Origin of the sequence: Thalassotalea sp. Sam97 (assembly GCF_041379765.1) — a bacterium.
In the GTDB taxonomy this organism is placed as follows: Bacteria; Pseudomonadota; Gammaproteobacteria; order Enterobacterales; family Alteromonadaceae; genus Thalassotalea_A; species Thalassotalea_A maritima.
Genome location: NZ_CP166919.1, coordinates 1,402,460 through 1,417,499, shown reverse-complemented (window position 1 = coordinate 1,417,499; position 15,040 = coordinate 1,402,460). Strand labels below are relative to the sequence as shown.

Here is a 15,040-nt window from a genome sequence, read left to right as displayed (position 1 = left end):
TGTCAGCAGTGGTTAATTACAAGCTACCGATAATGGTTAGCATAGCATTGGCTGGTGCGCCGACTGTTACCTGATGCGTTGAATGTGCATTCGGGAAGTAAATTTCGTCAGTTAAGTTTTCTAGGTTTAACTGTACACGTAAATCGTCAGATAAGTCATAGTACATTGACGCATCAAAACGCGTGTAGCTTGGCAAAGTCGCCGCGTTCTTAGTATCAATGTAGCTTTCACCTTGATGCGTTACACCAAAACCTAAACCAAACACAGGGGTTACTTGGTAGGTGGTCCATAACGAGTACGTGTGCTCTGGCAACTCACGCGGTGTTCTGCCAGTAGGACCATTGATGTCAACAATTTCACCGTCAAGGTTGCTGTAGTTTGCCGATACAAACCAATCTTTGGTCACGTGGCCAGCTAACTGTAATTCAAAACCGGTGATTTCTTGGTCAATAATAACTAACTTTGATGAGTCTTCGTTTGAAACTTGTGGTGAACTTTGCGTATTTTCAAACGCTGCGGCAGTAAAACTTAAGCCACTTTCAAAGTCCCACTTCATACCAATTTCTTGGTTGGTGTAGGTATCTGGTGCTAGTTTGTCATCGTTTCCATCGATGTCGGTGTACTGCTCACCACTGCGTGGTAAGAAAGATTCACTGTAACTGGCGTAAATTGAGATATTCTCTTGAGGCTTAAACACAAGACCTGCACGCGGTGAAACTTCTTCGTCGATACGAGTACGAGTTTCGTTTGCTTTAAGGTTATCAACTTCAATATCGAAACTATCAAAGCGTGCACCTAATACAAGATCTAAATGCTCAGAGATGGCAATTTCGTCCTGCAAGTAAACCGAGAACACATCTAGCTTAACATGGGTGTCGTCATTTAGATCGGTAAACGCTACGGTGAAGTTATCACCAGCGGCATTAACACCAGTTAAGTTATCAAAGTTCAACGTGCCATCTGCGCCTACAACAAAGTCTTCTTTGTCTTTACCTGAGGTGCTAAATACTGGGTTGTAGCGATCTTGATTAGATTTGGTGCGAATCACTTCACCACCAAAAATAACGGTATGACCAAAATCACCGGTTTCAAACTCACTTACTAAGTTAGCCGACAAGATTAGGTTGTCACGTTGTGTGGTATCCACATAACCATCTAAGGTTACGATGTCCGCATCGGCATCAAAGCCTGCTGCATAAAAGTTTTGGTAAAGCTTATCGTAGTCACCGTAAAAGGCATTAAAGTTACCTTTAACGTAATCGCTAAATTGGTGCTCTACGTTAGCTCTGAAAACGTGTGCTTCAAGTTGCTGTTGGTTAAAGCTCGGATCTGCAAATACAACATCTTTTAATGCTTCGATTGGCTGTCCGTCAGCATCGGTTGCGATACCACGGTCAATGAAACGCTCATGGTTAATGTACTCGTAAGACACATCAACGGTTGTGTCAGAGTTTAACTCAAAGCGTGCCGTTGGGTTAAAGCCCATACGCTCACCGCCAAAATAATCACGGTGATTTTCAAGCTGTTCGTACATGGCATTAATGCGGACAGCTGAATCTTTGCTGCTAGCTACATTGGTATCTAATTCTAAATTGTAACCACCAAATGAATTTACTTGTGCTTTATAATTGGTAAAGCCCTCGTCAAATTGTGCTTTTTTAGATACACGATTTAAAATACCGCCTGTACCACCACGACCGAATAATAACGCATTAGGACCTCGTAAAATTTCAACTTGCTCTACGTTATATAATGAACGGTAGTATTGAACGTCATCACGGTTACCATCCATAAAAAAGTCAGCGGTTGAACGAACACCACGAAATACCACAGAGTCACGGTGACCTTCGCCTTGAGATGTATTAACACCTGGTGTGTAATCGATGATATCGCCGATGCTCGTAATACCACGTTCAGTAATATCATCCGCTGTCATGATGGTTAAACTTTGCGGTACATCGAGGATCGGTGTAGGTGATTTTACTGAGTTTGACTCGTTAACTGACAGGTACTTACCTTCTACAACAACGCGTTCAATATCATTATTTGATTCAGCGAATGCCGTTTGACTTACCAATAGCGCCGTAGCAATTGTAGACAGTTTAAATTTCATGTTGTCTCCAAGAATGACAAAAAATTATTTTTTATGTTGTTGACGCTTTACTACCAGCAAAGTCATGAGGAGCTAAGCATCAATCTAAGACTTGTTCTCAATATGCGACGTAGTCTAACATAGCAAAATGCAAATGAGAATAGTTTTTATTTACAAACGCATTAGCTTTTTGATTAAGATCAAAAATTCATATGAAGCTTTGTGCTGCTCAGTATGTTTCGGTTGGCTTTTGGGGAAATTTTTTTAATTAATAATGGGAAACTCACAAGACTAAACAACCTCCCTTATCGTTTCCCCTTCTATACAAGATGCTACGCTAGACACTTTTTATGCATGGTAAAGAGATGTACTAAGGGTAGTCAAAACAGCCATTGAGTAAGTCCAGACTATAAAATCAGGGTATAAAAAAACGTGGCATCGCCACGTTTTTTATTCTTAATACGATATCGTATTAAATATGTTCTACTGAAATAATCTCGTATTCTACTTTTCCACGCGGTGTAGATACTTCTACTTCAGAGTCGACTTCTTTACCAATTAGAGCTCTTGCAATCGGTGAGCTGATGCTGATCAAATTATTTTTGATATCCGCTTCATCGTCACCAACAATTTTGTAAGTGACTTCTTCATCAGTATCGATGTTTAACAAGGTAACAGTAACACCAAAAATCACTTTCTGATTATTTGGAAGCTTGCTGATATCAATGATCTGCGCGTTACCTAGTTTACCTTCGATTTCCTGAATACGACCTTCACAAAACCCCTGCTCTTCACGCGCGGCGTGATATTCAGCATTTTCTTTTAAGTCGCCGTGCTCGCGCGCCTCGGCGATCGCTTGCACGATCGCTGGACGTTTAACCGATTTTAGATACGTTAGCTCTTCTTTTAAAGCTTCTGCACCTTGAACCGTCATTGGAAATTGGCTCATTTTTTATTTACACCTTTTATGCAATTCTTGGATAGAGCTTACAGTAGTTCTATCGTCTGCAGCGTGTGCCATACAAGCAGCAAACGCAGCATTTAATGTTGTTGTATAGGTTACTTTATAACGAAGTGCACTACCACGGATTTCTTTCGAATCTTCGATCGCCTTACGACCTTCGGTAGTGTTAATTATATAACTGTACTCGCCATTTTTAATTCTATCAACAATATGTGGACGACCTTCGTGTACTTTGTTCACTAATCGTACAGGAATATCGGCTTCACCCAAGATGATTGCAGTGCCGTGTGTGGCATCCAACTTAAAGCCTAAGTCGATTAACTGACGCGCTAACTCAACCACACGCTCTTTATCAGAGTTACGAACTGAAATAAGCGCACGACCAGCTTTAGGCAATTCAATACCAGCGCCTAAGTTTGCTTTGGCGTAAGCTTCTTCAAAGGTCTCACCCGTTCCCATAACCTCACCTGTTGAGCGCATTTCTGGGCCAACCAGTGGATCTGAACCGTGGAACTTGTTAAATGGAATAACAACTTCTTTCACTGAGAAGTAATCTGGGATAACTTCTTCCGTAATACCTTGTTCTACTAACGAAGTACCTGCCATAACACGAGCGGCTACTTTAGCTAATGGCACGCTAGTCGCTTTTGATACAAATGGTACCGTACGTGCGGCACGTGGGTTCACTTCGATTAGGTAAACCTCGCCATCTTTAACCGCCATTTGCGTGTTCATCAAGCCGATAACGCCAAGTTCAAAAGCGAGTGCTTTTACTTGCTCGCGCATGACCTGTTGAATGTCTTCGCTGATGCTGTAAGGTGGTAATGAACATGCTGAGTCACCAGAGTGAACACCAGCTTGTTCGATGTGTTGCATAATGCCGCCAAACACCACGTTTTCACCATCACAGATAACATCGATATCAACTTCAATCGCATCATCAAGGAAGTGGTCAAGCAATACTGGCGCTTCGTTTGATACGCTTACCGCGTCAGTCATGTAGCGACGTAAATCCGCTTCATCGTAAACGATTTCCATCGCACGACCACCTAGTACGTATGATGGACGTACAACCAATGGGAAGCCGATTTCTTTTGATTTAGCTACCGCTTCTTCAAGCGATGTGACTGTCGCGTTTTCTGGTTGTAATAAACCTAAACGCTCAACTGCCGCTTGGAAGCGCTCACGGTCTTCAGCACGGTCAATCGCATCTGGTGAGGTACCAATAATTGGTACGCCGGCCGCTTCTAAAGCACGCGCTAGTTTAAGTGGTGTTTGACCACCGTATTGCACGATAACGCCTTTTGGTTTTTCAACACGAACGATTTCTAGTACATCTTCAAAGGTAATTGGTTCAAAGTACAAGCGATCTGATGTGTCGTAATCGGTTGATACCGTTTCTGGGTTACAGTTAACCATAATGGTTTCGTAACCGTCTTCACGAAGCGCTAATGCCGCATGAACACAACAGTAATCGAACTCAATACCTTGACCGATACGGTTAGGACCGCCACCGATGATCATGATCTTGTCTTTATCAGACGGGTTCGCTTCACACTCTTCATCGTACGTTGAATACATGTAAGCGGTATCTGAGCTAAACTCTGCTGCACACGTATCTACGCGCTTGTATACTGGGTAAATATCAGCTGCAACACGCTTGCGACGAATTTCAGACTCGGCAACACCGATGATGTCAGCTAGGCGCTTGTCAGAGAAACCTTTACGCTTTAACTTGCGCAGGTATTCAGGTGTTAATGACGATAAACCACCTTCAGCAACAAGTTGCTCTTCTTTAACGATGTCTTCGATTTGTACTAGGAACCAACGGTCAATTTTGGTTAAACGGAAGATATCATCAACCGTTAGGCCTAAACGGAAGCCGTCTGCTACGTACCAAATACGATCTGCGCCAGCTTCTTGTAGCTCGTGCATGATTTTGGTTTTCGCACCAGGTTTAGTTACATCAACTAATGAGTCAAAACCGTTCATGCCCACTTCAAGACCACGCAATGCTTTTTGCATTGACTCTTGTTGGTTACGACCAATCGCCATTACCTCACCAACAGATTTCATTTGCGTGGTTAGACGATCTTCAGAGCCGGCGAACTTTTCAAAGTTAAAGCGAGGGATCTTAGTCACAACGTAATCGATGGTCGGCTCAAACGATGCCGGTGTTGCGCCACCTGTAATGTCGTTGCTTAGCTCATCTAAGGTGTAACCTACCGCAAGCTTGGCGGCGATCTTAGCAATTGGGAAACCGGTTGCTTTTGATGCAAGTGCAGATGAACGTGATACACGTGGGTTCATCTCGATGATAACCATGCGACCAGTATCTGGACATACACCAAACTGTACGTTTGACCCGCCAGTTTCAACACCAATCTCACGCAGTACCGCAACCGATGCGTTACGCATTAATTGGTATTCTTTATCAGTTAACGTTTGCGCTGGCGCTACGGTGATTGAGTCACCCGTATGGATACCCATAGGGTCAAAGTTTTCGATTGAACAGATGATGATACAGTTGTCGTTTTTGTCACGAACCACTTCCATCTCGTATTCTTTCCAACCGATTAATGACTCATCAATCAATAACTCGTTGGTTGGTGATAAATCCAAACCACGGGTACAGATGGTTTCAAACTCTTCGCGGTTGTATGCAATACCACCACCAGTACCACCCATGGTAAATGATGGACGGATAATACATGGAAAACCAATGCGCTCGCTGGTGGCAAACGCTTCTTCCATTGAGTGTACGATTTCTGCTTTTGGCGTGTCTAAGCCGATGTTTTTCATCGCTTTGTCGAAACGTGAACGGTCTTCTGCTTTATCGATTGCATCAGCCGTTGCGCCGATCATTTCAACACCAAACTCAGCTAATACGCCTTTGCTTTCTAGCTCTAGCGCACAGTTTAGAGCGGTTTGACCGCCCATGGTCGGTAAGATCGCATCTGGACGCTCTTTATCAATGATGTTACGCACCACTTCCCAGTGAATTGGCTCAATGTAAGTTGCATCAGCCATCTCTGGGTCGGTCATGATGGTTGCCGGGTTCGAGTTAACCAAGATAACACGGTAACCTTCTTCGCGAAGGGCTTTACACGCTTGTGCACCTGAATAGTCAAACTCACAAGCCTGACCAATAACGATCGGGCCGGCACCTAAAATAAGAATACTTTTTATGTCAGTACGTTTTGGCATTTCTTTACTCTATCTATTCAGTGATTAAGCTTATTTACGTTGTTCAATAAGTTCGATGAAGTGATCGAACAATGGCGCTGCATCGTGTGGACCAGGGCTCGCTTCTGGGTGGCCTTGGAAACTAAACGCAGGCTTATCTGTACGGTGGATACCTTGTAATGAACCATCAAATAGCGATTTGTGAGTCGCTTTTAGGTTCTCAGGTAAGGTGTCTTCATCAACTGCAAAACCGTGGTTTTGTGAGGTGATCATCACCACGTTATTGTCTAAATCTTTTACTGGGTGGTTCGCACCGTGGTGACCAAACTTCATTTTTACAGTTTGTGCGCCACTTGCTAAGCCTAATAATTGGTGACCTAAACAAATACCAAATACCGGGATATCCGTTTCTAGGAATGATTTGATGGCATTAATCGCATAATCACACGGCTCCGGATCGCCAGGGCCATTTGATAAGAAGATACCATCAGGATTCATCGCTAAAACATCTTCAGCTGGTGTTTGTGCTGGTACAACCGTTAACTTACAACCACGGTCAACTAACATGCGTAAGATGTTGCGCTTAGCACCAAAGTCATAAGCCACAACGTGATGTTTAAACGTTTCAGGCGTCACATGGCCTTTACCAAGCTGCCAGCTACCTTCTGTCCATTCATACGCGTCTTTGGTACTAACAACTTTGGCCAAGTCCATGCCTTTTAAACCAGGGAATGCTTTGGCTTTTTCTAAAGCTGTAGCTTCGTCTAGATCATCACCCGCCATGATACAACCGTTTTGCGCACCCTTTTCACGTAGAATTCGGGTTAACTTACGGGTATCAATGTCGGCGATACCTAGGATGTTATTATCAACTAAGTATTCCGTTAGCGACTTTTCGCTACGGAAGTTACTGGTTAACAATGGTAAATCACGAATGATCAGGCCTTTTGCAACAATATCACCTGATTCTTCGTCTTCGCTATTGGTACCTACGTTACCAATATGCGGATATGTCAAAGTGACTATCTGTTCTGCGTAAGAAGGGTCGGTAAGAATTTCTTGATAGCCTGTCATCGCTGTATTAAATACAACTTCACCCACTGACGTGCCTGTCGCACCTATGGCTGTCCCTTTAAATACCGTGCCGTCTTCGAGCACTAAAATGGCAGATTTAGTCAATTTAACCTCCATAATGAAGAAATGTAGTCATTAATTGAAAAGTATTGGGCTACCAACTCGATACTTCCCATTTATTAAGCCGTCTAACACCGCGTTGGAATTTCTGGCAAATTCCGCGCATTCTACGATGTTAGAACGATTTCGTCCATAACAAATTAATACAATTTGAGAACTTAGTTGTGATTTTCACACCAAACCCCGAAAAACAAACATTTATCCATTTTTCAAAGGGTATTTTGGGCGAAAAATCGTAACCGAAGTTACATTATTTAACCGTTTTTGGTATAGCTTATTTAAGGCCTAGTACATCTTGCATATCGTAAAAGCCAATGTCAGCTTGGGCGAGCCATTTAGCCGCGCGCATTGCCCCTAAAGCAAAGGTCATTCTTGATGTGGCCTTATGCGTTAATTCAAGACGCTCGCCTAAATTGGCAAATAAAGCAGTATGTTCACCGACGATATCGCCTGCCCGCACCGTAGCAAAACCGATGGTATGTTTATCTCGCTCCGATGTAATACCTTCACGACCATAAACAGCGACCTCGTTTAGATCCCTGTCTAAGGTATCGGCAATCACTTGACCGAGTTTCACTGCGGTACCAGACGGTGCATCTTTTTTAAAGCGATGATGCGCTTCTAAGATTTCGATATCACTATCATCGCCCACCACTTGGGCAGCCATTTGCGCTAATTTAAAGAGTAGGTTGACGCCGATACTGGTATTGGGCGCAAGTACAACAGCAATATCCAAGGCAGACTGTTGTAAGTGCTGAACTTCGCTATCACTAAATCCAGTGGTGCCAATCACAAGGGCTTTCTGGTGCTGATTACACCATGATATGTGCTGTTTGGTAGACTCTATGCTGGTAAAGTCTATAAATACATCGGCAGCACCTAAGTCATTAATATCTGAGCTAATAGGTGCATTTTGTTTGCCTAAACCACATAATTCACCGGCATCGACGCCAATCAAGCTATTATCTGCTCGTACGGTTCCACCAACAAGTTCAATGCTTTTATCTTCGATTGCGGCTTGCAACAGATTGCGGCCCATGCGGCCAGCGCAGCCTAAAATAGCAACTTTTATCATTATTTTTATCTACCCTGTATCGATCGTGAGAATCTATCCAAATTAACGCATTTTGGTCACATCGTTTAGTTATTTTATGATTTACCGATTTACCGACCTAAAGCGGGCTATTTTTAACCAAAAAAAAACGGGGTAAAAACCCCGTTTTCTCTGCTACAAAATAGCTAATAACTCAACGTCAAATACCAACGTTGCGTATGGAGGGATCGCGCCTTGAGAGCCACGCTCGCCGTATGCTAGGTTGTATGGTACGTGTAGACGGTACTTAGAACCTACTTTCATCATTTGCAGAGCTTCAGTCCAGCCAGCAATTACGCCTTGCACTGGGAACTCAGCTGGTTGACCACGATCATATGATGAATCAAACACTTTACCGTCGATAAAAGTACCGTGGTAGTGAGTGCGAACCGTGCTCGCAGCTGTTGGCATTTCGCCGTCACCTTCAACAAGTACTTCAAATTGAAGACCAGATTCTGTCACTGTTACTTCTTCACGCTCAGCGTTTTTCGCAAGGTAAGCTTCACCCTCTGCAGCAAGCTCTTTTGCTAATTCAGCTTCTTGCTCTTGCAATTTTTTAGATACAACAGTAAATGCTTCTTGTAAGTCTTCTTGGCTTACTTGGCTAGCAGCACCAGCTAATGCATCAGCAATACCTGCTTGTACAGCAGCTACATCAAATTCTTTAAATGGGTTGTTACGTAATTGGTCACCTAACTGACGACCTACGCCGTAACTTACGCGTTGTTCAATTGAAGTAAATTCTGACATGTGAAGTTATCCTTATTAAAATCGCCGCGCAGTGTATCACAAACTTGCAGACCTAAAAAGGCAAACCGGGAAAAACCCGGCTTTATCTACAGTACAATAACCTTATTAGCAATTGTGTTACATTAACGCATTACGATGCCGCTTTCTTAGGTGTAGGAATTGTCGGCTTTGGACATGAAGGACGATTCGTTTGAGCAGCATAAATAGGCTCAGTAACAGCTAAGTTTTTACTTAAGTTATTAATTCGGGTGCCGTGCGATGGGTGGGTTGAAAAAAACTCCGGCGGTGCACTTTTTGATACTTTGCCCATGTTTTCCCATAGTTTTACCGCCGCTTGCGGGTTAAACCCTGATTCCGCCATCAGCTTTTGACCAACAATATCCGCTTCGGTTTCATGAGCACGACCGTACGGCATAATAATACCGTATTGCACGCCAAGTCCTAACCCAGCTAAAATCAAGGCGCTATTATCCACATCGCTTGCACTCATTGCCACACCGGCTACCACCAAACCAATTTGTGACATTTGATTTGACGATAACCGTTCATTGGAATGTTGTTCAATCACATGACCAACTTCATGACCTATGATAGCGGCTAATTGGTCGGCATCTTCAGTCACATTTAAAATACCGGTGTAAACGCCTATTTTACCTCCGGGTAAGGCAAATGCATTGATTTGTTCCGAATCAAAGACCACAACCTCCCAATCGCCTTGGTGTACTGATGAATTAACATTAGGCGTTATTGCATCAGCCACACACATCACAAATTCGTTAACCTTGGCATCTTTGCTGATTGGAATTTGTTGTTTCATCTGTGCAAACGACTGAATTCCCATTTTGTCTAGATCATCTGATGAATGCAGTAAAAGTTGATTACGCCCAGTAGACGACTTTGCACAGGAGCTCAGCACAGCAATAAGTGCCACTGATAAAGCAAGTTTTGTAACGGTCAAGTTCATAACCTGAAGTTCCCTAGTTTGTTCACCTTAGCTATTAGTTTAATACACGATATCAACAACTTCTTCCTATTTGCTTGTCATTTTCGCTCTACACTTAATAAACCGATAGCAACATAATACATACACGACATCCAAGGCATAATGAATAACAATCGATCTCCCTACGTCATAATCCCGATCACATTGTGGTTACTCCTTACCAGTGGTTGCTCGGAGAAAGAAACTGTGATCACCGAAGTAAAACTCATTGAGCAACCCAAGCTTGATGTGCTGGGTGTTGTCGCCGAAAGTGAGCGAATTAACGTAAATGAAGTCATCAACCAAGGCAGTCAAGATGTATTCTTGTATCGACCGCAAATGGGCCAGCGCTTAGGTGTTGCCGATAAGCAAACAGGCGTCGACACCGATGAAAATTTGAATAATTACAATCGCAGGCAAGGGCTCGTATTTCGCGCGAAAATGAACGAATACGGCACATTACTGAGTCAGGCCAGTCCCCAACAAGACGTTCACGACGAAGAAAATCGGCTATTAATGGCAGATGTATTTTTACGCTTTGCTGGCTCACCTGATCACGATATTGGTTATATTGATGCCAATTACGGCCACTTGCCGTTTGTCATCAACCCTATAACCAACCCAGTCGTTGAAGCTATCAATCTATTTGAATATAAATTAGACATTAAAAATATGGTCAACGCAGAGCTTTATCTGTTGCTACTCTCAAAAATGGCGCAACAGATTGACCAAGTTAAAGAGCACTTTGTCAGCGAAGCACAGCAAGGTTGGTTACCACCAAAAACCATCATTGATGCGAGTAAAAGTAAGTTAGCTACCTTTGCCGAGCCGCAAACTGACAAACACATATTATACCGCCAACTGCAACATAAACTTGATAGCTCGTCGTTAACAAAGGACGAGCAACAGCAACTGTTACAACAAGCCGCTAAGATCATCAGCGAGAAATTGCAGCCGGCCTATCAGAAAATTATCGACTCGTTAGCTCACTACCGACATGAAGCGCCAACTGCTATTGGATTATCGACACAAGCAACTGGCAAAGAGCTTTACCAATATGTCCTTGTTCAGCAGTTAAACACCAACCTCGACGCTGAGCAAATACATCAATTAGGCGTCACCGAAGTTAACCGATTAACCACCGATATCGACTCCATCTTAACACGCTTAGGGTATGTACAAGGCAGTGTTGCAAGCAGACTTAAAGCACTTGCCACAGAAGCACGTTTTGCCACTGATTCCTCTAATCGTCATGCTAATACAGAAAATAAAAACACAGTTCTCAATGACCAATCAGTGGCGATTGAAGCTCGCAATATCGTGCCCCTAAGGGGCGCAGAAACAAGCGAAATAACTGACGTTGTCTCGTTAATTGCAGACACCAATGACAAGCTCCACGATTATTTTAACGTTGATAAGGAGCTACACTTAACCATTTCTTCTGTAAGTGAACCAATCGCTTCGATTGCTCCACTTATAAACTATCAGCCCGCGTTTATTCATGGTGATAGGCCTGCAAATCTAGTGATAAATAAACAAAAACTGAGCCTACTTCCAGCGTTTCGAGTATCGACAATGATACATAAGCAAACGGTTCCAGGGCAGCATTGGCAACATCACGTACAATTACAACAAACTCATGTACCTAACCTACGCCTGCTCGTCCCATACCAAGCGTTTATCCAAGGTTGGGCTCTGTATGCTGAGCGCGTTGCCTATAAAATGGGAATGTACGAGCATAACCCTTATGGCAATCTCGGTCGTCTACAGTCTGAGTTACTCGCATCGGCATTATTGGTTATTGACACTGGTATTCATTCGCAACAATGGGATGAAGATAAGGCGATAAACTATCTCATCGATCAGGTAGGAATTACGAGGCAAGAAGCGCGGCAACATGTGACATACTGCATCGCTTTGCCTGGTCAAGCACTGGCGGCAAAAATCGGTATGCTGCGAATTATCGGCCTTCGCGATTACGCAAAAAGCGTATTAAATCGACGTTTTAATATCAGTACCTTTCATGACATGGTGCTGCAAAACGGTGCGCTACCTTTACCCATGTTGGATACCTACATTAACTACTGGATAAGCGGTGAATGACAGAAAGATAATAATCGACTAAACAGCTCAATCGAAAGTTCTATACCAAGCTCAGAGGCAAAAGCTCACAGCCAAAACTATGTGTCAAAATTCAGTGCTCATACCCAGTGCGCAAACTCAATGCCCATACTTAGCGCGTAAAACGCTCTATATTAACGTTAACTAACTGTCGATATTACTAGGGAGGCGTATTGCCTAGCATGATTTATAAAACTACCCATCAGTCATTGGTCGTTTTTAAACCACTCAACAGCTAATTTTTCATGCTTTTCGATAAAGTCATTTTTTAGAGCCATATACGTATTTATATTGTTTTTGCACTGAGACGCAGCTTGTTTTTTTATTGTGCCATACCTTGAAGCCAATTCAGGGTTCGCTATTAGGTATTCCCTAAACGCTATATGCCTGATCAGGTGTAAGTTATTTGATTGAAATGCATGAACGTGATGACTTCGCCGGTTGCCCCCTTTTTGAAAATATCGACGCCCAGAAATGCCATTTTCTCCTTTGACTTTATAACCGAGTGCTTCAAGTTTTTCGTTAGCACCATCGAGCTCTGTTAAGCTTGAAACTTCAATCAGAATATCAATAACAGGTTTTGCCGATAAACCAATAACTGATGTGCTGCCAATATGTTCAATGTTTATTGCATTAGATCCAATCGCTTGTGCTAGCAATAGCTTCTCACTTGCAAACTTTGTCTGCCAACTGGGATCGTAGTCAACGATTTGAATCACTCGAATACTCATTTTTCCTCCGTTGCTACTGTCCACTACCTCACAACTCATTATGCCGGCGACTCAGTAATACTGCCTTATTACTTATAATAGAGAACGCTATATTTGCGACTAACGTAACCGTGGCGATATGTGCCTGCTAGCAAGTTCTAATATACATGGATTTTGGATTGACGAGCTAATGCTGTCGAATAACAAGCAAGCCGATAACGGTTATTGATTCTGATTTATTTGCTTATTAGCTTTCAACGCTAACCTAACAAATATAACGACAAAGCCTGCTAAAATAATGGCTTGAGGTATGATCATACTACCGGATTGATAATCGATACAATTATCAATGGTTAACAAAAGGTTGTGAGTAAAGTCGAAATCACATTCACCTTTAGCGCTGTTCAAAAATGCTTGAAGTATGTGTAGAAAAAATCCAAAAATGATCAACGCGATAGAATAAAGGAAAGCTCTTTTTTCTAACGACAAGTTAATAGCATAATAAACAGCAGCAATTACGGTAAGTATATTGACTAGCCAAATCATTGAATATTCTTTGTTAGAGCTAGGCGATAAAAATTAGCGTTAATAAAATTATATAGTCTTAGATTATCAATGTGATTATCTATTTCCTTAATATAAATTTTCCATTCATTAAAGCCTTTCAATTTAACGGTAAGTACATGCATTTCTGCATCAATGAATTTTCTTGCTTTCATACCTAACACTGACGGAGCTAATGGATCTTGAATTCGCTGTTTATGACCCACTTCATACCTCGCAGATTCTAGCAAACACTTATCGATAACTTGTTGGTTTAACAGTCCAGTATGAATAAATAACTTTCCCTCTGTTATTTCAGCAGATGGTCTTTGCACCTTTTTAAATAAAACCAGTAACACAAGGACATATAAAACAAGCGTGATAATTATCGTAAGGTAGGACAGCTTCTCATAAGCAACAAGTAATACAGATAGAACAAGCATAAGTGACAAGATCAAAGTCAACTTCATCATTTTCTTGTCGATCACAACTCGATTAAGCACCATCGAGAAAACCTCACTATTTATTATCTAGCCACAGTGATAATAACCCTCTGGCTCAACCCGAGTAACCATCGTTCATTTAACACAGAAGTTTATCACCTCACCATTTAATCTAATCTACTGATAAATAGACCAAAGTCAAACAGACCAAGATCAAAAACTAACGCCAATGCGGTCATAAAAGACGAGTTCTCATGATCTAAGCTGGGCTATTTTGACATAATAAAAAGCCTAGCAAGATAAGCTGCTAGACCTTTTGAGTGTGTAGTGTCCAGTGTGGAATAGACAATTTAGATTGGCTTATTGACGGATGCCTTCAATATGCAAATCGAAAATGATCTCACCAAAGTCCATTTTATAACCAAAGTCTTTCATTTCAATCGATGTGGTACCGGCAAAGCCTGCGCGATAACCGCCCCATGGGTCTTCACCTTCACCAATTTTTTCTGCTTCAATAATTAACTCTTTGGTAATGCCTTGCAAGGTTAAATCGCCAATAATATCAAGTTTGTTATCGCCTTTATCAATCACTTTTTTGCTGACAAAGCTTGCTGTAGAGAACTTTTCGACATCAAGAAAATCATCGTTACGCAAATGCTTATCACGCTCTGCGTGGTTAGAGTCAACACTCGCAGTATCGATATTGACGGTAATTTTACTCGCCTCTACGTTATCGGCATCATAGCTAAATTGACCATCGAACTTGTTAAAGCGACCAGTAAGCCAGCTATAGCCTAAGTGCTTCACTTTAAAGTTAATTGATGCATGCGCGCCCTGGTAATCAATTTGATAATCTGCAGCATGCGCAGGTAACATAGCCATTGATCCTAACAAAAGTCCTGATAATAGTGTTTTTTTCATAATATGCTCTCTATTCAAACAGTAAAATAATAAGTAATGTA

At 42.1% G+C, this 15,040-nt stretch carries 12 protein-coding genes; 1 reads left to right on the top strand and 11 read right to left on the bottom strand.

The features are described from left to right. Positions 1 to 16: 16 nt before the first annotated feature. The 7 genes from ACAX20_RS06245 to ACAX20_RS06215 form a co-directional block, all read right to left on the bottom strand. Positions 17 to 2,113, bottom strand: coding sequence for a TonB-dependent receptor (locus tag ACAX20_RS06245; RefSeq protein WP_371189292.1), 2,097 nt, complete (start codon positions 2,111 to 2,113; stop codon positions 17 to 19). 451 nt (positions 2,114 to 2,564) lie between these two features. Beyond that, on the bottom strand, positions 2,565 to 3,041 hold the full coding sequence (greA, locus tag ACAX20_RS06240; protein ID WP_371189291.1) for a transcription elongation factor GreA: 477 nt from the start codon (positions 3,039 to 3,041) through the stop codon (positions 2,565 to 2,567). Positions 3,042 to 3,044: 3 nt separating this feature from the next. Further along, on the bottom strand, positions 3,045 to 6,263 hold the full coding sequence (gene carB, locus ACAX20_RS06235; protein ID WP_371189290.1) for a carbamoyl-phosphate synthase large subunit: 3,219 nt from the start codon (positions 6,261 to 6,263) through the stop codon (positions 3,045 to 3,047). Between the two features lie 30 nt (positions 6,264 to 6,293). Further along, entirely contained in the window at positions 6,294 to 7,421 is a 1,128-nt protein-coding gene (gene carA, locus ACAX20_RS06230) for a glutamine-hydrolyzing carbamoyl-phosphate synthase small subunit (protein ID WP_371189289.1), read from the bottom strand. 289 nt (positions 7,422 to 7,710) lie between these two features. Beyond that, the gene (gene dapB, locus ACAX20_RS06225) at positions 7,711 to 8,514 is read right to left on the bottom strand and encodes a 4-hydroxy-tetrahydrodipicolinate reductase (protein WP_371189594.1); all 804 of its coding nucleotides are present in this window, start codon (positions 8,512 to 8,514) and stop codon (positions 7,711 to 7,713) included. 150 nt (positions 8,515 to 8,664) lie between these two features. Further along, a complete protein-coding gene (locus tag ACAX20_RS06220) occupies positions 8,665 to 9,279 on the bottom strand; it encodes an FKBP-type peptidyl-prolyl cis-trans isomerase (RefSeq protein WP_371189288.1) in 615 nt (204 codons plus the stop codon). A gap of 130 nt (positions 9,280 to 9,409) precedes the next feature. Beyond that, positions 9,410 to 10,243 carry a M48 family metallopeptidase gene (locus ACAX20_RS06215; protein WP_371189287.1) on the bottom strand — a complete coding sequence of 278 codons (834 nt, stop codon included), beginning with the start codon at positions 10,241 to 10,243 and terminating at the stop codon, positions 9,410 to 9,412. A gap of 225 nt (positions 10,244 to 10,468) precedes the next feature. Between ACAX20_RS06215 and ACAX20_RS06210 the strand changes: the two genes are divergently transcribed. Further along, the gene (locus ACAX20_RS06210) at positions 10,469 to 12,364 is read left to right on the top strand and encodes a DUF885 family protein (protein WP_371189286.1); all 1,896 of its coding nucleotides are present in this window, start codon (positions 10,469 to 10,471) and stop codon (positions 12,362 to 12,364) included. Between the two features lie 224 nt (positions 12,365 to 12,588). On the opposite strand, the gene ACAX20_RS06205 is transcribed toward ACAX20_RS06210, so the two are convergent. The 4 genes from ACAX20_RS06205 to ACAX20_RS06190 form a co-directional block, all read right to left on the bottom strand. Then, complete coding sequence (locus ACAX20_RS06205) at positions 12,589 to 13,113, bottom strand: GrpB family protein (protein ID WP_371189285.1); 525 nt, start codon at positions 13,111 to 13,113, stop codon at positions 12,589 to 12,591. Between the two features lie 201 nt (positions 13,114 to 13,314). Beyond that, complete coding sequence (locus ACAX20_RS06200; RefSeq protein ID WP_371189284.1) at positions 13,315 to 13,638, bottom strand: hypothetical protein; 324 nt, start codon at positions 13,636 to 13,638, stop codon at positions 13,315 to 13,317. Further along, positions 13,635 to 14,108, bottom strand: coding sequence for a hypothetical protein (locus ACAX20_RS06195; RefSeq protein WP_371189283.1), 474 nt, complete (start codon positions 14,106 to 14,108; stop codon positions 13,635 to 13,637). Before ACAX20_RS06195 ends, ACAX20_RS06200 begins: the two co-directional genes overlap by 4 nt. A gap of 330 nt (positions 14,109 to 14,438) precedes the next feature. After that, positions 14,439 to 14,999: a YceI family protein gene (locus ACAX20_RS06190; RefSeq protein WP_371189282.1), complete on the bottom strand. Its 561-nt coding sequence runs from the start codon at positions 14,997 to 14,999 to the stop codon at positions 14,439 to 14,441. Positions 15,000 to 15,040 lie beyond the last annotated feature (41 nt).